Consider the following 18,192-nt stretch of genomic DNA (forward strand, 5'->3'; position numbering starts at 1 on the left):
AATTTAAATTAATCAAATAATGAAGAACTCAAATATCCTTATAGTAGAAGATGATATTGATGACAAGGAGATTTTGGAAGATGTAATTACCTCTCTTGGCTATACGAACAAAATTGTATGGAAAGTAAATGGAGCCGAAGCACTTTCTTACCTGGCTGAAACTGATGAAAAAATGTTGATTATTTTTTGTGATATCAATATGCCCATCATGAACGGACTGGAACTAAAACGTCTTATTGATGCTCACGAAATTTTGAGAAAAAAGAGTATCCCATTCATTTTTTATTCTACGGCAGCATCAGATCAGGCGATTGAAGAGGCTTATACGACGCTTAGTATTCAGGGCTTTTTTAAAAAACAAAATGACTATCATAAAACAAAACTAATAATCAATACAGCCATTGAATACTGGAAAAACTGCGTTCATCCCAATGCATAAAAGTGTAGATCGTTTAATACTAGCTAACTTTAGTCCGTTTTGCTTTAGCTTCTAAAAATAATTGAACCACAAATTACACAAATTTTCAAAAATTAATTAGGGCTAATTTGTGCAATTTGTGGGTAATCAATAAGTACTGTAACCTTTCAGTCTATTATGGTTTATTTTTCTAAAATATCATTAACTACGCGCAGAGAAGCGGCTTCACAAAAATCCAAACCGGAATAATCGGGATTTAAGCCTCCAATATAAGGCACAGCCATAATATATAAATTATTATTGTAAGCGCCGTATTGATCCATAATTTGAAAATTGTCATTTATAGCTATTCCCGAAACATTTAAAAAATAATCTCCGTTCTCCTCTTTCGCAACTGCCTCGGAGTCTTTCATATAGGCATCATGACCTGCCTGAGCCGATTGAAATTTTAAACGGGCAGGACTAATTGCTTTTTGAGCCAGCAGACTCTTAAAAGGAAAATCATGATAAGATAAATGCGGCTGTCCCACGCAATCTACAAATGTTTTATAATATACGGACTGCTTATTATTTTCGTTCTCCGTGAAATTATAGAGAACTCCTCCTCCATTTTGCGGTTCAACTGTACTATCATCGCCAACAGAAACAAGATCGAGTACACCAGCCTCATGCAATGCCAGCAATTCTTCGCAGGATTTTTGGGGAACAAATGCAATTACTATCGAAATAAGCGGCATAAGTACTTTTTGAAGCCGATGCATATCTTCTGCCGAAAAATATTTAGCGGGATGATTCATAGCAAAACTCAGTACTGCCAGCATTTCTTTCCAATAAACCGATTCTTTTCTTTTAATAGATTTTTCGGCCTGCACATATTCCGCTTTTAAGAGTTGAAACGGATCAAGACGTTCCCGCAGTTCCATCATATTGCCTACAAAATCTTCAATTGAAAAATCTTTAATGCGCTGATAAAATTCAGAATCTTTCTCGCGAAATATTTCTTTAAAATCCTTTTCAAAAATAAAATCAAGCGACAAGAATCCATCATTATTTTTTCTGTGTTCTTCTATTTCTTCTTTAGTTAATAAAGAGTCATTAGAAAGATGGGAATCTTCTAAGTGAAAACGAACTGCAGGGAGCATACCACTTCTGGAATGCATCATTATTTTAAAATCAGGGCTTTCCGGATTTAATTCAAAATAAAGTGTATCATCGGACCTTTTTTCAAATTTTCCGTTATTTCTTGCCAGTGTTCTTATGGCATCAATCGCTGTTAAAGAAGAGCCTTTTACAGCAATAGGATGATTAAAATGTTGCACTAATTTTTGAGGCGGATAAGGCGCATCATAATAACCGGATACTTTGCCTTCGTATCGTACCGGCCAGTTGTGTCCGGTGCAGATCACAGCATAATCAAATTCTTTAGTAGTATTATTTTTAGTAGTATTATTTAAGGTTTCAACAGTAACAGTTTCATTTTTAGAATCGTACTTAATATCGGTAACACTACTCTCAAAATGCACTTTTGTGTCAATTCCTGCTTTTGATCCTGCTTTGAGTAATATTTCAAATTGTGCAGCAAGATAATGTCCAAAAAACAGTCTCGGCACAACCTTATATTCGTTAAATTGATCCGGTTTAATATTAAATCTTTGCAGTAATTCGGCAGGTGCGGTATAGATCCAATCAGACATTGAGGTAACAATTTCCGGCACTTCATTGTCTGATACATTCGTAATGTGCTCATCATTTGCTCCTTCGATGCTGTACGGCATTCCGGATCCAAGCTCTCCCTTTCTTTCGAAGATCTCAATTTCGAAATCATTTGATCCGGATTCAACCAATCTTTTATAAACAAAAAGTCCGCTTGGTCCACCTCCCAAAATTGCGATGCGTTTTTTAGTATTTTTGCTCTCCATGATTTTCTAATTTTAAATAATTATAAAAGACCATATTATTTAATACAAATGTCTGTAAGCTTGTTACGTAATAATTATATCTTTTACAATTGATATTATATAATTAGAGCCTAAAAAAAATTGAGACATAAAGTATATACTACTTAACTAAATTTAAGGAACCTTATATATTCATAAAACAACAGTAGATTTTGTTAAACCCTTTTTAGGTATGTTTCCCAACTTTGTGACACTAAAAAACAGGAACATGTTGAATACCTTTTTTGAATATTTTAAAGATAAAACCGAATCATTATTAGCCTTCACCCTATTTTGCTTTGTTGGCGGATTTATTTGTCTGGTAGTAAGTAAATACAGTACGCTCCAGGTTGCAGGAATTAGTGCCTGGACAAAGCCGTTCAAATTTTTCATTTCAATTGGTATATTTGCTTTTACAATGGCTTTGTATTTAGTGTATTTAGATAATCAAAAACAAGTAACTAATTATTGCTGGAGTTTTATTCTATTTTTTTCTATTGAATTGTTTCTGATTACCCTGCAAGCATCACGTGGCAGAAAATCGCATTATAACATAGATACGCCATTGGACAGAATTATTTTTGCCTTAATGGGTTTGTCGCTGCTGATCATTTTAATTCATACGCTGTTTATTATCACTCTTTTTTTTAGTCAAAAACACTTTAGTACAAGTGATGAAATGATTCTCGCAATAAAGTTAAGTCTACTGATAATGGTTGTATTTATGCTCGAGGGATATGCAATGATCAGCTTTTTTAAACATACCATTGGCGCAGAAGATAGTACTGAGGGAATCCCTATTTTGAATTGGAGTAAAAATTATGGCGATTTGAGAGTGGCTCATTTTTTAGGAATACACGCCTTGCAGATTATTCCGTTTCTTACATTTGTATTGGCAAACACTAAAAAAGAGGTCTACTTAATAAGTGGGCTGTATTTTATTTTTGTTACCCTTACTTTAGCTCAGGCCTTGCAGGGAAAACCATTTATCAAATAACAGCATGGAAAAAATTACACCCTACAGAATTAAAACGATTATCGAATATCATAACATTCTAGGAATATCCAAGCCACAACATCCGCTAATCAGCTTAATAAACCTGGACAATTTTAAGCCGGTTGTAAGTAAAATTAGTGTTGTATTCGATTTCTATATGATTTCCTTAAAACGGGATTTGACAGGAAATATCAATTATTTGTATGGCCAGCAACCGTATGACTTTGATCAGGGTATTTTATTTTTTATTGCTCCAAATCAGGTTTTCTCTTTTGAGGCCGATACCGATTTTACAAGTACAGGCTGGATGCTACTCATACATCCGGATTTTTTATGGAATACAGCCTTAGCAAAAAATATTGCAAAATACGAGTATTTTAGATATTGTGTAAATGAAGCGTTGCATCTTTCCCAAAAAGAAGAAACTATTGTTGAAAACCTAATCAAAAATATAGAGCAGGAATATCATAACAATCTGGATAAATTTACCGAAACCATTATAATTACTCAAATCGAAACCCTCCTTACCTACGCTGATCGTTTTTACAATCGTCAGTTTATTACGCGAAAAAAAATAAATCATCAAATTTTGAATGACCTTGAAGATATTCTTATTGCTTATTTTAATAACGATGATTTGCTCTTAAAAGGAATACCGACTGTTCAATTTATGGCAGAAAAACTAGCTGTATCTCCTAACTATTTAAGCAGTGTGCTCAAAGTTTTGACAGGTAAAAGTACACAAGAGCATATTCAGGACAAAGTAATAGACAAGGCAAAGGAAAAATTATCTACAACCAACTTATCGATGAGTGAAATTGCGTATCAACTAGGCTTTGAATATCCACAGACTTTTGGTAATTTATTCAAAAAGAAAACGAACCTGTCTCCTTTAGAATTTAGAAAGTCGTTTAATTAAAAGAGAAACTTTTATAATTAAAACTTAAACCTAATTTCGGTTACAAAATTCCTGATTTCAGTTAAATGTTTGTTTGTATTGATGATGACCTTTGTCTGAACAAACAAATACTTAAAATTATGAATATTGTACTTACAGGTTCGTTGGGAAACATTGGAAAACCATTAGTTATTGAGTTGGTGCAAAAAGGACATTCGGTAACGGTTATCTCAAGCAAAAACAACAGACAAAATGATATTGAGGCGCTTGGTGCCAAAGCCGCAATTGGTACTATGCAGGATGTTTCTTTTTTAACTCAAACTTTTAAAGGTGCTGATATTGTTTATCTAATGGAAGCATGGGAAGGAATAGGAAGCATCTTTGATCAAAATGTAGATTTTGTTGCTGCATTTAAAAAAATTGGAAACAACTACAAACAAGCTTTAGAACAAAGCGGGGTTCTAAAAGTGGTACACTTAAGCAGTATTGGAGCCCATACCAATAAAGGAACTGGCAGTCTGTATCTTCATAACACTGTTGAAACCATCCTGAATCAACTGCCAGAAAATGTCTCTATTAAATTTATGAGACCTGTAGGCTTTTTCAATAACATATTCAGGTATATGCAGACCATCAAAACGCATGATAAAATAATTCAAAGTTATGGTGGCGACCAAAAAGAGCCCTGGGTTTCGCCTCTTGATATAGCTAACGCTATTGCTGAAGAAATGGATAAGCCTTTTGAAGGCAGAACGGTTCGCTATTTGGCAAGTGATGAAGTGTCGCCTAATGAAGTTGCCCAAATTATTGGTCAGGCGATTGGTAAACCAGACTTAGAATGGTCTGTCATTTCAGATGATGAAACTCTTGATGGTATGCTATCAGCCGGAGTAAATGAATGGATTGCTAACGGATTTGTGCAAATGCAGGCGGCACAAAGAGACGGAAGCCTGTATGCTGATTATTACCTTCATAAACCAACCTTAGGAAAAGTAAAACTAGTAGATTTTGCTAAAGATTTTGCAAAGGTTTATAACGAATCAAATTAATTTAAAATGAAAAAAGCATTAATAACAGGAGCCAACAAAAGTATTGGTTTTGAAACTGCACGCATAATCCTGAAACTCGAGAAACTCTCTGGTAAAAAACAGTAAACCTAAAAAGTGTAAATTTGTAAAATGAAGAAAGAAGAAAATAATTTATACAAATTCGAATCTTTATCCAATTTTCATGAGGTGTTTGGGCTCAAAAAGCCCTTACACCCTATGATTAGTTTTATTGACATAAAAGACATGAAAATTGAAGCACATGGATTACCCCATTCTATCGTTTTAAATTTTTATAAAATTGCCTATAAAACGCTTCTTTGCGGTAAAGCCAAATATGGGCAAAACTACTATGATTTTGGTGAAGGCGGATTGGTTTTTACCGCTCCGGGACAAATATTTGAATCTCCGTCAGAGCAAGCAAATTCAGGTCATTTATTGCTTATTCATCCTGATTTTTTTCTGTCTTATCCGTTGGCAAAAAAAATCAAGGAATACGGTTTCTTTTCTTATTCTGCCAATGAGGCACTTCATTTATCAGATAAGGAAAAAACAACTATCATGACTATTTTTGAAATTCTTGATGATGAATTAAACAGCAGAATAGATGATCTAAGCCAGGATGTAATTGTTGCGCAAATTGAATTATTACTAAATTACAGCAATCGTTTTTATAAACGCCAGTTTATCACTCGTAAAGTTGCTAATAACACTCTGCTTCAAAAACTTGAAGAAATTTTAGACGATCATTTTAACAATCAAAAATCATTGACAGAAGGAATTCCAACTGTTCATTATCTTGCAGGCAAACTTAATACCTCGGCTAATTATTTAAGTGATATGCTGCGTTCCTTTACGGGAGAAAGTGCCCAACAGCATATTCACAATAAACTTATTGATAAGGCAAAAGAAAAATTATCTACTTCTAATTTGTCAGTAGCAGAAATTGCATATGAATTAGGCTTTGAGCATCCTCAGTCGTTTAGCCGCCTTTTTAAAACGAAAACTAATTTTTCTCCGCTTGAATTTAGACAGTCTTTTAGGTTATTTTAATAGTATTGATCCGTTAAAATTTTTTTCTGAAAGAAAGAGGAGTCATTTCCGTGTAGCGCTTAAAGAGTTTATTAAAAGACTGCGGGTGTTCAAATCCTAAATGGTAAGCAATTTCTGCTACTGTAAGCCTCGTCGAACCTAATTTTTCTTTTGCTTTTTCGATTAGCCTGTTATGTATATACTGCTGGGCACTCAATCCGGTTAAGGACTTTAGCATATCGCTTAGATATCGGGGAGAAACATCCAGATGTATTGAAGCCTCCAGTACAGTAGGTATTCCTGCATGCTGATCTGCAAATCGATCAGCCAAATAGATATCCATTTGAGTGATCAGATCATTATGGACAGCACTACGGGTTAGGAACTGCCGATTGTAAAATCTGTTGCTGTAATTTAATAGTAACTCAATTTGTGAGACCAAAACATTCTGGCTAAAATTATCTGTGTTATTATCGAGCTCTGCGGCAATGTTTTCGAAAAGTCCTATCAGTATTTTTTTCTCCTTGTCAGAAACAAAAAGTGACTCATTTACAGCATAGGAAAAAAAACCGTACTGTTGTATCGTTTTTCCCAGCTGATAATTTCTAATAAGATCAGCATGAAAATATAAGTTATAGCCATCCTCATAACAGCTTTCATCAGTCGACATGGTTATCACTTGATTAGGAGCAAAAAAAGCAAGACCTCCTTCTTCAAAATCAAAATAGCCTTGCCCGTATTTTACATTACCTGTAAAATTCTCCTTAAAAGAAACTTTATAGAAATCTACAAGAAAACTTCGTCCTGCATTTTCGCGGCTTACCGTATCGCCATCATATTTTATAAGTGCTATTAATGGATGCAAAGGTTTAGGCAGTCCCAAAGCTCGTAAATAGGATGAAATACTGTTAAAAAAATCAGGTTCTGCTTTTGCTTTCATAGTCCGCTAATTTACAAATTATAAAAATACTTAAACTACTTCGATTTTATCCTGCCATTCAAAATTTCCAATTCTTTTTGCGATAAGCCATTGCCCGTTTTCAAAAACATACTCATCTTGATAAGTCGCTCCAATAGAGGTTTTAATTTTTTTATGATTTTCAATTCCTATCAGCGTGATCAGACAATAAATAACTCCTGTAGCTGTAGCTTTATCTTGATTTATAGTGAGTTTCTGCTGTCCATTAAAATGATAAACCACATCATAGTCTTTTAAAAACTCCGCAAAAGCAGCTTTCATTTCAATTCTACCTTTCAATTTCAGCAAGGACTTACCATTCATAAATGTTTCCGATATTGCATCTGAGGAGAATAACTGCACTTGCTTGTCAAAATCTTTTTTGTCTCCATAAATGGAGATGTTATCAATAAGTTCCTTTAATAAAATCTTATCTGCAAGGTCTTTTATAGGCATTGTAATTGGTTTAAGTGAATCAATAAATTTTAAGGCTGTCCTTAAGTTGGACAGCCTTAAATTTGTGCTGCTTTAGTCTATTGTAAGAACAATTTTACCCTGAATATGTCCTTGTTCTGCCCTCTTGTGAGCCAGATGGGCATCTGCTAGTGGAAATATGCTATCAATAGCAACACGAATTGTTCCATTTGATAGTAAAGGGGCAATTTTTGCAAGCTGAGCGCCGCTTGATCTTACCTGAGTCGCCGATACTACAACTCCAAGTTCCTCGGCTTCCTCATTTCCCGAGAATCCTAGTGGAAATATTGGAAATAAGGCGCCATTTTTGTTTAAAGTACGTAAAAAACGGTCACTGGCTGGACCTCCAACAGCGTCAATTACCAAATCAATATTCCGGGCAGTATCTTCTGGTTTTGTTTTGGTGTAGTCGATAAATTCATCAATACCCAGATCGCGCAAGAAAGCTTCATGTTTTCCCGAAGCCACCGCAATCACATATGCGCCCTGCCACTTGGCTAATTGTACAGCAAAATGACCTACTCCTCCTGCGGCTCCATTTACCAAAACTCTCTTGTCTTTTAAAGGAACCGGCTGATGCGTATTAGCTTGAAGCGGATTTGGTTCATTATGACCTAGTTCGATCATAAACTGCCATGCTGTAAGCAAAGACATAGGCGCTGCTGCCGCTTCCAGATGACTTATTCCGGAAGGCTTGCGGGCAACTTCAGATGCTGGTACAGTAACATATTCAGCATAAGCTCTGCTAGGACCGTAACTAGGAAAACGAACCATTGAATATACTTCTTCACCAACAGAGAATTCATTCACATCATCTGCCAAAGCCTCAATTACACCTGAAATATCTGTACCTAAAATTACAGGAAAAGCTACCTGAGGTTGCCATTCCGGAGGCAGCATTTTATATCCATCACGAAGATACCAATCTGGCGGATTAACACCAATTGCATGCACACGAACACGGACTTCTCCCGGTTTTAAGTCCGGTATTAGAGTTTCTTCATATTTCATTACTTCAGGACCTCCAAATTCATACTGCAAAATGGCCTTCATTTTTCGATCTGATAAGATCTGATTTTGTGTTTCTATACTATCTTTCATCTTTATAAATTTTATTAAACAAAGGTAAAAGAGTGCATTTACAGAAAATTAGCCTGATTGGTCAAAAGTGTAGTCAAAATGAAATCCCCTCTTTCCACATTGTCTTTACTTCCTCTTCACTGCGCGGTAGTAATTTATCTAAAGTCTGCACAGCATCTGCCTGTACCTCTTCTATAAATGATCTGAGATCCTTGTTGTAGGTATCAAACGCCTGTTGATAATCATCCTGATATAGAGAAAATGCGTCAGCCAAAGCAGTTGCTCCTATTATTGCCAATGATCCACCCATTCCTGCAGCTGGCGAAGCGCAGTATCCTGCGTCACCAACCAAAGCAACTCTGCCTTTTGTCCAGGACGGCATTTTTATCTGGCAGAATTTATCGAAATAAAACGCATTGGAGTTCAATAATTCCGATTGAAGTTCTGCAGATCGCCAGCCCATACTTTTCATTTGGTTCGATACAATTTCTTTGCTCTCTTTCTGATTTCGAAAATCATACACAATCTCATTTTCAGACCTGAAAGTAAAAATCACATCCGTCTTGTTACTGTGGGCATAAAGCGCCGCACCTTTATTTGGTTCCGCATACATTTGATACGTGCCATTCTCCACCAATAGTTTATCGACCACAGCAATAGAAAAATACTGCCCTAAGTAGTGAGCGTATTCTGATTCGTGTCCAAACCAAATTTTCCTGACGGCAGAATGTATTCCATCACATCCAAAGACATAATTATACTGATTTGTAGCGCCATCTTTAAAAGATACTTCGATATTATCCTGAGTTTCATATAGTGCCTCAATACTGTTATTGAACAGGATCTCTACATTTGTTTTTATCTGTTCATACATCATGATCAGTAATGAATCTCTTTCGATTTCAAATTCATCCTCAGGCAATTCTTCTCCTGGCTGCCTTAATATAAAGCTGTAGCCTGTTTGATCATTGGCATTTTTAAACTCCCACTTTTCAGGACCAATTCGCTGTTTCTTTATCTCTTCAAAAAGTCCCATTCGTTTTACAATCTCCACTGTCTGACCCTTTATATCAACAGGTGTTCCGCCTTTTTTAAGCGCATCACCAAGCTCTACGATAGTTACTTTGTAACCTAATTTATTCATCCAGTACGCTGTAGTCAACCCCGCAAAACTTGCTCCTGAGATCAACACTTTTTTATTTGGTTCCATTTTTTTTATTAATTAATTATTACACTGCAAAGCTCATCGATTTACTGCATACAAAAAATGGTTAACCAAAGCAATAATTGGACTAATCGTGGTTTTTTCTTCTGAATGTTATTGCCGAAATTCCGGTTACTTTAGAAAATAATCGCGTGAAATAAGGATAATCAGCATATCCAAGTTCGAAGGCAATTTCTTTTACAGACTTATCAGTATGATACAGAAGACGTTTCGCTTCTAAAATGATTCTGTCCTGAATAAGGTACGAAACAGAATAGCCGGTACTTTCTTTTAAACACTCGTTTAGATACGATGTAGAAATGTGCAGTAGAGCAGCATATTGACCGGGACGTTTTAAAGTAGAGTAATTTTTTTCAAGCAATTTTTTGAAAGCTTTGGCTACTTTATCAAATCTTGAAAAATTATCTTCTAATTTTTTTATATTTAAAAACTGTGATAGTAAAAAACCAACCAATGTATTACAACTGTCTTTTAAGAGTGGATAATACATTTTATTTTCCTTCTGTCTGTAAAACGTAAGACAAAGTAAAAAGATGCTCGATATGGTTAAGGAATCTTCGCAGCTTAAGGATAGTGGAGCCGTTGGACTAAGATCTTCTAATATCTTAAGGTATCCTTCATTGAGATTTGCACTGCTAATAGACATTGTACAAACAATAATATCATCAATATCCAGGATTCTATGTACCTGATCCGGATGAAGATATACTACTGCCGGAGACGAAATACAATAGGTTTGAAAATCGATTTCTATTGTAACCTCGCCTTTTTCAAGGATATGAAATGTATATCCTTCATCCCGATGCGCCTGATTTGCTTCTTCTTGCTGTTTCGAAGTTTTAAAATCAGACTTTTCAATACTGTTTTTATCAATGGAAATACCCAGACTAAAGGTATTATCCATAGTATTAACGGGTATCTTATTTTTATTTTTTCGCATGCCAAAGGATTAGACAAATCAAGGTATAAAACTACGTCAAAAATATTTGATTTATAAAAAAGTATTTAAGATTTAAATACGTTTGTCTGGTTATGCTGCTATGGAAGCATTTATGAGATGGGAATTTTAAATAGAAAAAATCATCTTTTTTTTAATAGATAAAAGGATTTTTCTTAATTTAGAATATCAAATAATTTTTGAATTAAAAATCATATCAAAATAAAAAATTATGAAAAAACTAATTCTTTTATTGTTTTGCATTTATGGCCTTACCTCCTATTCGCAAACATCTACTGAACTTATTGGAAAATGGAAATTAGTAAAATGGACACAAAAAGGTAAAGAAAAAAATATTCAGGAATACTACAAAACAGATCAGGTTTATCAGGTGTTTGAAGATAATAATCTTTTTCAAAGTCTTGTTGGTGACAAAACCCACAAAGGAAAATGGAAGTTATCTAATAATAACGATGAACTTACAATAATTTCCGGAATCTTTACAGTACCTTTTAAAATTGATTATTTTGATTCAAAAAAGAGAATCATTACAACAGATCAATTGGGAACTTTAGAATATGAGAAAGTACTTTAAATAAAGTGTGAAATCTATTTTAGAATTCAAAAAAGAGCATTTTTATAATGCTCTTTTTTATTTAATGAATGTGTTTGCTTACAAATGCCAGCCTTTTTTAATTTATTTGTTGGGAGTAGTTTTCTTTGAATCAAAAAACTCTACCTCTCCTGTTTTCATATTATAAACACCGCCTGCAATTAATATTTCGCCTTTTTCTTCCATTTCTTTCAAAATACTGCTTCTTTGATGGATTTGATCAATGGCAAGTCTAACATTTGCATCACAAACTGCTTCTACAAATGCTTCATTCGAGGCTGTCTTTTCGCCTTTAAAACTTAAACGTGCTTCTTTAACTGCCGGCTGTATTTTATCCAGCAATGTGGTTATATTTCCTAATTTGACGTCACTTATTGCAGATTTAATAGCACCGCAATATTCATGTCCCAGCACCAATACGAGCTTTGCCCCGGATACTTTACAGGCATATTCTAAGCTTCCTAAAATATCATCATTTACAACATTTCCTGCTACTCTGGCAACAAATAGATTACCGATACCACTATGAAAAACATCTTCAACCGGCACACGCGAGTCTAAACACGATAGAACCACTGCTTTTGGATACTGACCTAAAGATGCTTTTCGAACCCTTTCGGTAGTATTGCGAATCGTAAGATTGTCTTCAACAAAAGCTTTATTACCTTTTTTTAATCGTTCTAGTACTTCATGAGGCGTGAGTTTTGCCTGCTGTTCAGCTGTTAAAATATCAGATGAAATAATATCCTTTTTATCAATAGATACTGTTTCATTTACTTTCTCCGGACTTTCTACTACATGATGAAAGTTTTGGCAGCCAATTATAAAAAATAAAGAAATTATAACTAAACTTTTTTTAATGTGATAATCATTAGTGGTCTTCATTTTAATGTACTTAGATTGTGGTAAAAATCTTGATTGTGTTACTTCAATTTAATTTTTAAAGATAAAGACAAATATTATAATTTAGACTTAAAAAAAAATTGTCAAGAGATCTTACTACAACAACATTCTTTCGGTAATTGTTTTATTCGACGAAGCATCAATTCCGGTAACTTCGGCATACTTAACGTTTGGTAACCAAAAAGAACCTCCTTCAATTCGCACAAATATTTTTTCTACTTGTATTCTTTTCTGATTTACACTCACAAAAACATGATATTTTTGATCTGAATCTATCTTTTTCAAAGTTAAGGGTAACTTTTTATAGGATACAAATTGAAGCTCAAACTCCTCGTTATTTATGGTTTTGCTTTCTAGTCCGTATGCAAATTTGCGTTGCATATAATTAAAATCTTTTTTTTCTCCTTTCTCAGCATACCGAATCCAATAGGCTTTTATAGGATTGCTTTTGTCTATTTTTCCATTTTCCTGGTAGTTTATGGCATAAATAGCAGTGTTTATATTGGGATCTCGCTGAATGTAAAATAGCATATTATCTATGTTTTTAGGCGTTGGGAAATTTAATGGCGATGGATTTTTGGATTGTGCTAATAGATTTCCAGAAATTATATTTACTAAGATCGTTATAACGATTAGTGATTTTGTAAAATATTTAAATGATAATTTGTTCATAACGAAAATTTGATGATCTGTTGGTTGTAATTTTTTTAACACATAGAAACATAGATTCACAATGCTTAAAAAAGGCGTTTCACTTGTTTAAACAATCATAGCTATTTGTAAACAAACTAGTTTCTTTTTTATATTCTTTTTTTAGGTATCTAAAATCTATGTTTCTATGTGTTAAATTAGCCCCAATAGATTAATTTGATTCGGTTACATTCTGTTTTTTGTTTAGCTTAAAAACCCAATATCTAATCAGTGGATAATTGAATCCATAAGAAACAAAACTATCCGTGATTAATCTTCCAATTCTATAATCGATTTGCAATGATTTTTGCAAAATAAGCGTGCCAAATGATTTTAAGGAAATGCTTCCCAATACAACCAACGAAAATCTAAAAAGCTGACTATTGATGTGACTGCTATAACCGGATTGATTTTTAAATACCCAAAATCTATTGATGCAAAAATTGATAATTGCACCAACGGTTCCAGAGATTAGAATAGAAAAGGTAAAATGAAATTTAAATACTTCTGTTAGTAGAATCATTAAGCCATAATCTGTAATGCCACCTACAAATGCCGCAATTTGTGCTTGTAGAAAAGTAAAAATGGACTTTTTCCTGAACATATCAGTCTTGGTTTTTATCTCTTAAATCACCCAACCTTAAAAGTTTAAAGCTATCTACAGTGTTGATTATAAATAATATAAAAGATATAAAGCCCGCCAAATATGCAATTGATCCATGAAACCAAACTTCTATAATTAGAATTAAAGCAATAATAAATCGAAGTTCTGTTGGGCCAACAAAGCCAGAATCAATACTATATTCATTTGTAATTTTGTAACGCAATTGGCTAATAATGATAGACCAACCATACAATACGACAAAAGCAAAGGCTACTATTTGTGTACCATTTTTAGCATAAATGTAGTAGCCAAAGCCTATAAGTACAATACCAATCCAATCGGCAATAATATCGAGTGCAAAACCATACCAGTGGCGCGAAATATTTCTATAATAAGCCAATCTTCCATCTAAAGAATCACCTAACCAATTTATAACCAAACCAATAATACCCAAAAGCAAATACAAATTTGTTACATAAGTACCTAAAACAAAAGCTAAAAAAATCAATCCCGAACCAAGTAAACCAATTAAAGTGAGTAAGTTTGGCGAAATGAATTTAGGCACCTTTGGAAGTAAAAATACAATCGTTGACTGTTCTGCTCTTTTTAAAATATTAGTTCGTTTACGGTCTGAAAATGTTCGTTGTGCAATTGTACTATAATCTTCAACCTGTGTTTCTTTTCCCATTATTAGCCCAATATTTGCAAGCCTGATAGTATCGCCAATTCTAGTTTTAGAAGTTTTAATTTTATTTTTCTTTGCGTATTTTTAAAAAAATCTGTGGTTCTTTTTAGTTTACCTGATCTAACCAGATAACTAAATGCGAGGATAATAAGCATATTATTTTACAATACCCGCAAAGCGCTGATAGAAAACCGTTGGACTATTCTCATTTTTAGGAGCATATTTTCCTGCTATAATTGGGATATAAATAACTCTTCTTCTACTTTCTTCGCCACGAATAGATGATTCTGCAACTCTGTGCCACAAACGTCCATCGTGAATGGTTAAATCTCCAGCTTCCGGATTGATCGAAACTTCCTCTGGATCGGCTTTATTATCCAAAAAATACTTTTTACGAAAAAGCATTTGATAAATACTTTGCTTGTGCGTACCCGGAATGATTTTAAGACCACCATTTTCGGGTTTCAAAGTGTTCAGGTGAATACCCACATTTAGCATTGGGTTTAATTTTGCACCATAAAAAATATCTCTCAAACCATCTGTATGCCAGCCCATTTTAGTAAACTTACTTTCTGGGCCATTGATATAATGGTTAAAAACCATTCCATCTTTTTCTTCTGTACCTAATCTTGCGTCATCGCCTGCCAATTGCAGTAAACTATTAAATCTTGGATCAAGCAAAAGACCGCTTAAGGTTTGGTGATGTTGGTTGATAAAAGCAAAACGTTGTACAATAGGAGAACCATCTAAATCTTTTCCGTATTTAATTGGAACGCCGTTTACTTTTTCAACGTCGTTGTCAATCCAATTTTGCTGCACTTGTTTGGAGGCATCAATGATGGATGAAACAGTTTCTGGATTTATAAATTTTTTGAAATGGATGAAACCATGTTGGTTAAAAAAGTCAATTTGCTCGTTAGTTAATTGCTCAGTAAGGGTAAAGGTTTTATAAGTAGATACCATGATAATATAGATTTAAAAAATGAAAGAATAATAGTTTGAATTTTATCTAAAAGACGGCAACAACAGCAATACAATAGCATGTTTGCGTGCATTCGACCTTTAGTAAAATTGAACTTATTTTTTCCTTTATTTGACATACTCTATAGAATTAGTAGAATTTAATACAAACATAATATAATTTTTCTTTTGCAAAGAATATTTTTTTTATTTTTTTCGAAAAAATTTAAATTTTATAAATCCCGGCTGCCGTTTTTTCGATAAAAGCCTTTGGTAGTATACGATTGGCATAAAGCGAAACGATATTTGTAAAGCCTGGAATAACTTCCGATTTTTTGTTCAACAGGGCTTTTACAGCAATTTTTGCCACTTCATCAGGTTGCATATTAAACTTTTGAGCCATTTTGCTAAAAGCGTCTAGACCAGCTCTTGCAGCAAAACCGGTATCAACCGGTCCCGGACTAAAACAGGTTACTGAAATTGAAGTTTGGGCAAGTTCGAAACGCAAGGCACGGGTAAACGATAAAACAAAAGCCTTTGTTGCTGAATAAACAGCTAGCGTAGGTACAGCTTGGTAGGCAGCAGTACTGGATATATTTAAAATGTAGGCTTGTTTTTCTTGCAAAAGTATGGGCACTAATAAATGCGAAAGTTCTACAACTACATTCATGTTAAGTTGCATCATACCAAGCTGATTGGTTAGAGAAGACTGACTAAAATCGCCCCAAACACCATAACCGGCATTGTTAACTAAAATCCCAACTGGATAGTTATTCCTTTTTATCCAATTGGTTACTTTTACCGATGCATCATTTATCGAAAGATCAATCGAGAAAATAAAAGCATTGATACCGTATTTTACCTTAAGATCATCAGATAGTGCTTTTAATTCCTCTTCACTTCTTGCAACAAGCAATAGTGGGTACCCCTGTTTAGCCAATTCATAAGCAATAGATTTTCCTATGCCTTTGCTGGCGCCAGTTATTAAGGCATACGGTTTAGTTTTTTCGCTCATTTTATTAATTTAATAAATCAAATATAAAAATTAATTGTAAACCGTAGGGTGTGCAACCTGCATATTGATCACCCTCTGCCCTATCTTGTGGGACTTATTGCACTCCGCATCGTTGATCTGCTAAGGTAATATCTCCTGATGTATACCAAATGATTAGCTATAAGAGTTTTAAACTTACTATTTAAAATAATTATAAATAAAATTTTAAATGAAAGCGTATTTGTAAGAATATATTTTTAAGTTTGCTCAAAATAAAGCTTTCCGAGTTCATTGTCGTTCATTATACATCCGAATGGCCAACGGATTTTACAATTTACAACAGAAAGAAATACTAGAAATAAATAATTTAAATTTATTAATCAGCATAAAATTTATGAGCAATAAACTACGCAAATCAATTTCTTTTCTTGCATTAACCACCGCTGTTTTCTTTGCAAGTTGCCAAAAAGATGAGATTGCAATATCAAAACCAGAATCATCTGTTCTCACTGCAAAAGAATGGCTTGAAAAAACCAAACCTAATTTAGAAGTATTAAAATTTACAGAAACTGTCGACTGGAGCAATGCCATAGTACTTGATAACAACGGTGAGCAGGCAATTGAAGTACCTTTAAAATTAATAAGCAACGCTTCTACAAATGTTGTCGATGACATAGAATACAAAACTTATATGAGGCTTCTGATTATTAAAGATGTCGATGATACATATAAAGTATTTGATATTGTTTATACTACTAAAAATACTTCATTCAATAACAATGATAAATCTTTTAATATTCTGGATATTGGCAGACAATATTCCGGCTACATAACAATTCAAAAAAGTGATAATACAATTGCTTACTCTGGAAAATACGAAAATGGTGATTTTTCAGGCCTTCATAATTATAGTCCGGAAAAGAAATTAACCAACAGACTTGTTTGTTCATACTATGTTACGGTAGGAAATTATACAACCTGCAGCGATTGGTCATGGTATCCAGATTATACTTTTAGTCCTGGTGGTCCAGGCAGCCTGCCTCCCGGATATATGCCAGGAATCTCAGGGCCTTTATTCCCAAATGGAATTCCCGCTTTTGATCCTTGCACCGCGGCAATAAATGCATCTACTATCGCAGCAAATACAAGCTTTATAAATGCGAAAGCTGCTGTTAGTCAAGCAGGTGCTGATGGTAAGGAACATAGTATTACTTTAGGTTATCCGGGGCCTGCTGGCCCATATACGCAGTCGGCAATGAGAAACGGAGGAACGAACGACGTAGCAGTAAATGAAACCCACCCAGGAGCATTTGCAGCAATTCATAACCACCCCAATAATACTCCGTTATCGACAGGCGATATTTATGTTGCTGTCACACTAAACACTAAAAACGCAGCTTTTTATACATCAATAATTGTTATTGGAGGTGAAACTTATGCAATTGTCATTAATAACCTTCCGGCAGCAAAGGAATTTGTAAAAAATAACCCTCCTGACTTATCACCTAATTATCCTCCTGAATTCCCAGATAATATTTTTGATCAAATATTAGATGTCAGAACTAAACTCGGAGAGTCTATCGAAGCTCGAACGGCAGCAATTGCAACGGTTTTAGATGCTAACAATGCTGGAATTACATTAATGAAACAAGACAGCAGCGGGAAATTTAATCGAATTAAAATGCAAAAAACAAACAACCCTGATGGCACAGTATCCTACATAGCTGTTCCTTGTTAATTT

General features: G+C 34.2%; 19 protein-coding genes. 7 read left to right on the forward strand and 12 right to left on the reverse strand.

Annotated elements, in window-relative coordinates:
- Positions 1–19 precede the first annotated feature (19 nt).
- Entirely contained in the window at positions 20–439 is a 420-nt protein-coding gene (locus B0A64_RS09680) for a response regulator (RefSeq protein ID WP_089479297.1), read from the forward strand.
- Positions 440–600: 161 nt separating this feature from the next.
- Here B0A64_RS09680 and B0A64_RS09685 read toward each other — a convergent pair whose 3' ends face one another.
- Entirely contained in the window at positions 601–2,337 is a 1,737-nt protein-coding gene (locus B0A64_RS09685; protein ID WP_089479298.1) for an FAD/NAD(P)-binding protein, read from the reverse strand.
- 247 nt (positions 2,338–2,584) lie between these two features.
- Here B0A64_RS09685 and B0A64_RS09690 point away from each other — a divergent pair, with 247 nt between their 5' ends.
- From B0A64_RS09690 to B0A64_RS09705, 4 genes are all read left to right on the forward strand, one after another.
- Positions 2,585–3,352 (forward strand): hypothetical protein, encoded by a 768-nt coding sequence (locus tag B0A64_RS09690; RefSeq protein ID WP_089479299.1) that lies wholly within the window; start codon positions 2,585–2,587, stop codon positions 3,350–3,352.
- Between the two features lie 4 nt (positions 3,353–3,356).
- A complete protein-coding gene (locus B0A64_RS09695) occupies positions 3,357–4,271 on the forward strand; it encodes a helix-turn-helix domain-containing protein (protein WP_089479300.1) in 915 nt (304 codons plus the stop codon).
- A 119-nt stretch (positions 4,272–4,390) separates the two neighbouring features.
- Positions 4,391–5,299 carry an NAD(P)H-binding protein gene (locus B0A64_RS09700; protein ID WP_089479301.1) on the forward strand — a complete coding sequence of 303 codons (909 nt, stop codon included), beginning with the start codon at positions 4,391–4,393 and terminating at the stop codon, positions 5,297–5,299.
- Between the two features lie 129 nt (positions 5,300–5,428).
- Entirely contained in the window at positions 5,429–6,349 is a 921-nt protein-coding gene (locus B0A64_RS09705; protein WP_089479302.1) for a helix-turn-helix domain-containing protein, read from the forward strand.
- Between the two features lie 13 nt (positions 6,350–6,362).
- Here the strand turns inward: B0A64_RS09705 and B0A64_RS09710 are convergent, their stop codons facing one another.
- From B0A64_RS09710 to B0A64_RS09730, 5 genes are all read right to left on the reverse strand, one after another.
- Entirely contained in the window at positions 6,363–7,268 is a 906-nt protein-coding gene (locus B0A64_RS09710; RefSeq protein WP_089479303.1) for a helix-turn-helix domain-containing protein, read from the reverse strand.
- Between the two features lie 30 nt (positions 7,269–7,298).
- Positions 7,299–7,742, reverse strand: a complete 444-nt coding sequence (locus tag B0A64_RS09715; RefSeq protein WP_089479304.1) for a nuclear transport factor 2 family protein — start codon at positions 7,740–7,742, stop codon at positions 7,299–7,301.
- Positions 7,743–7,814: 72 nt separating this feature from the next.
- Positions 7,815–8,861, reverse strand: a complete 1,047-nt coding sequence (locus B0A64_RS09720; protein WP_089479305.1) for an NADP-dependent oxidoreductase — start codon at positions 8,859–8,861, stop codon at positions 7,815–7,817.
- A 73-nt stretch (positions 8,862–8,934) separates the two neighbouring features.
- Positions 8,935–10,050 carry an FAD-dependent monooxygenase gene (locus B0A64_RS09725; RefSeq protein ID WP_089479306.1) on the reverse strand — a complete coding sequence of 372 codons (1,116 nt, stop codon included), beginning with the start codon at positions 10,048–10,050 and terminating at the stop codon, positions 8,935–8,937.
- A gap of 82 nt (positions 10,051–10,132) precedes the next feature.
- Positions 10,133–10,969, reverse strand: a complete 837-nt coding sequence (locus tag B0A64_RS09730) for an AraC family transcriptional regulator (protein ID WP_089479381.1) — start codon at positions 10,967–10,969, stop codon at positions 10,133–10,135.
- A 265-nt stretch (positions 10,970–11,234) separates the two neighbouring features.
- On the opposite strand from B0A64_RS09730, the gene B0A64_RS09735 reads away from it, so the two are divergent.
- Positions 11,235–11,597: a lipocalin family protein gene (locus B0A64_RS09735; protein ID WP_089479307.1), complete on the forward strand. Its 363-nt coding sequence runs from the start codon at positions 11,235–11,237 to the stop codon at positions 11,595–11,597.
- A 102-nt stretch (positions 11,598–11,699) separates the two neighbouring features.
- Here B0A64_RS09735 and B0A64_RS09740 read toward each other — a convergent pair whose 3' ends face one another.
- The 6 genes from B0A64_RS09740 to B0A64_RS09765 form a co-directional block, all read right to left on the reverse strand.
- Entirely contained in the window at positions 11,700–12,500 is an 801-nt protein-coding gene (locus B0A64_RS09740; protein ID WP_089479308.1) for a carbonic anhydrase family protein, read from the reverse strand.
- A 114-nt stretch (positions 12,501–12,614) separates the two neighbouring features.
- Positions 12,615–13,190 (reverse strand): DUF4833 domain-containing protein, encoded by a 576-nt coding sequence (locus tag B0A64_RS09745; protein WP_089479309.1) that lies wholly within the window; start codon positions 13,188–13,190, stop codon positions 12,615–12,617.
- Between the two features lie 190 nt (positions 13,191–13,380).
- Positions 13,381–13,812, reverse strand: coding sequence for a GtrA family protein (locus B0A64_RS09750; protein WP_089479310.1), 432 nt, complete (start codon positions 13,810–13,812; stop codon positions 13,381–13,383).
- Between the two features lies 1 nt (position 13,813).
- Entirely contained in the window at positions 13,814–14,500 is a 687-nt protein-coding gene (locus B0A64_RS09755; RefSeq protein WP_089479311.1) for a CDP-alcohol phosphatidyltransferase family protein, read from the reverse strand.
- A 153-nt stretch (positions 14,501–14,653) separates the two neighbouring features.
- Positions 14,654–15,460, reverse strand: coding sequence for a phytanoyl-CoA dioxygenase family protein (locus tag B0A64_RS09760; protein ID WP_089479312.1), 807 nt, complete (start codon positions 15,458–15,460; stop codon positions 14,654–14,656).
- A gap of 223 nt (positions 15,461–15,683) precedes the next feature.
- Positions 15,684–16,472 carry an SDR family NAD(P)-dependent oxidoreductase gene (locus tag B0A64_RS09765; RefSeq protein ID WP_089479313.1) on the reverse strand — a complete coding sequence of 263 codons (789 nt, stop codon included), beginning with the start codon at positions 16,470–16,472 and terminating at the stop codon, positions 15,684–15,686.
- A gap of 373 nt (positions 16,473–16,845) precedes the next feature.
- Here B0A64_RS09765 and B0A64_RS09770 point away from each other — a divergent pair, with 373 nt between their 5' ends.
- On the forward strand, positions 16,846–18,189 hold the full coding sequence (locus B0A64_RS09770; RefSeq protein WP_123875902.1) for a hypothetical protein: 1,344 nt from the start codon (positions 16,846–16,848) through the stop codon (positions 18,187–18,189).
- Positions 18,190–18,192 lie beyond the last annotated feature (3 nt).

The organism is Flavobacterium araucananum, assembly GCF_002222055.1.
Taxonomy (GTDB): Bacteria; Bacteroidota; Bacteroidia; order Flavobacteriales; family Flavobacteriaceae; genus Flavobacterium; species Flavobacterium araucananum.

What these genes read in the sequence shown, in the direction of transcription:
- B0A64_RS09680 (WP_089479297.1), top strand. Translation starts at nt 20, where the DNA reads ATGAAGAACTCAAATATCCTTATAGTAGAAGATGATATTGATGACAAG.
- B0A64_RS09685 (WP_089479298.1), bottom strand. Translation starts at nt 2,337, where the DNA reads ATGGAGAGCAAAAATACTAAAAAACGCATCGCAATTTTGGGAGGTGGA.
- B0A64_RS09690 (WP_089479299.1), top strand. Translation starts at nt 2,585, where the DNA reads ATGTTGAATACCTTTTTTGAATATTTTAAAGATAAAACCGAATCATTA.
- B0A64_RS09695 (WP_089479300.1), top strand. Translation starts at nt 3,357, where the DNA reads ATGGAAAAAATTACACCCTACAGAATTAAAACGATTATCGAATATCAT.
- B0A64_RS09700 (WP_089479301.1), top strand. Translation starts at nt 4,391, where the DNA reads ATGAATATTGTACTTACAGGTTCGTTGGGAAACATTGGAAAACCATTA.
- B0A64_RS09705 (WP_089479302.1), top strand. Translation starts at nt 5,429, where the DNA reads ATGAAGAAAGAAGAAAATAATTTATACAAATTCGAATCTTTATCCAAT.
- B0A64_RS09710 (WP_089479303.1), bottom strand. Translation starts at nt 7,268, where the DNA reads ATGAAAGCAAAAGCAGAACCTGATTTTTTTAACAGTATTTCATCCTAT.
- B0A64_RS09715 (WP_089479304.1), bottom strand. Translation starts at nt 7,742, where the DNA reads ATGCCTATAAAAGACCTTGCAGATAAGATTTTATTAAAGGAACTTATT.
- B0A64_RS09720 (WP_089479305.1), bottom strand. Translation starts at nt 8,861, where the DNA reads ATGAAAGATAGTATAGAAACACAAAATCAGATCTTATCAGATCGAAAA.
- B0A64_RS09725 (WP_089479306.1), bottom strand. Translation starts at nt 10,050, where the DNA reads ATGGAACCAAATAAAAAAGTGTTGATCTCAGGAGCAAGTTTTGCGGGG.
- B0A64_RS09730 (WP_089479381.1), bottom strand. Translation starts at nt 10,969, where the DNA reads ATGGATAATACCTTTAGTCTGGGTATTTCCATTGATAAAAACAGTATT.
- B0A64_RS09735 (WP_089479307.1), top strand. Translation starts at nt 11,235, where the DNA reads ATGAAAAAACTAATTCTTTTATTGTTTTGCATTTATGGCCTTACCTCC.
- B0A64_RS09740 (WP_089479308.1), bottom strand. Translation starts at nt 12,500, where the DNA reads ATGAAGACCACTAATGATTATCACATTAAAAAAAGTTTAGTTATAATT.
- B0A64_RS09745 (WP_089479309.1), bottom strand. Translation starts at nt 13,190, where the DNA reads ATGAACAAATTATCATTTAAATATTTTACAAAATCACTAATCGTTATA.
- B0A64_RS09750 (WP_089479310.1), bottom strand. Translation starts at nt 13,812, where the DNA reads ATGTTCAGGAAAAAGTCCATTTTTACTTTTCTACAAGCACAAATTGCG.
- B0A64_RS09755 (WP_089479311.1), bottom strand. Translation starts at nt 14,500, where the DNA reads ATGGGAAAAGAAACACAGGTTGAAGATTATAGTACAATTGCACAACGA.
- B0A64_RS09760 (WP_089479312.1), bottom strand. Translation starts at nt 15,460, where the DNA reads ATGGTATCTACTTATAAAACCTTTACCCTTACTGAGCAATTAACTAAC.
- B0A64_RS09765 (WP_089479313.1), bottom strand. Translation starts at nt 16,472, where the DNA reads ATGAGCGAAAAAACTAAACCGTATGCCTTAATAACTGGCGCCAGCAAA.
- B0A64_RS09770 (WP_123875902.1), top strand. Translation starts at nt 16,846, where the DNA reads ATGAGCAATAAACTACGCAAATCAATTTCTTTTCTTGCATTAACCACC.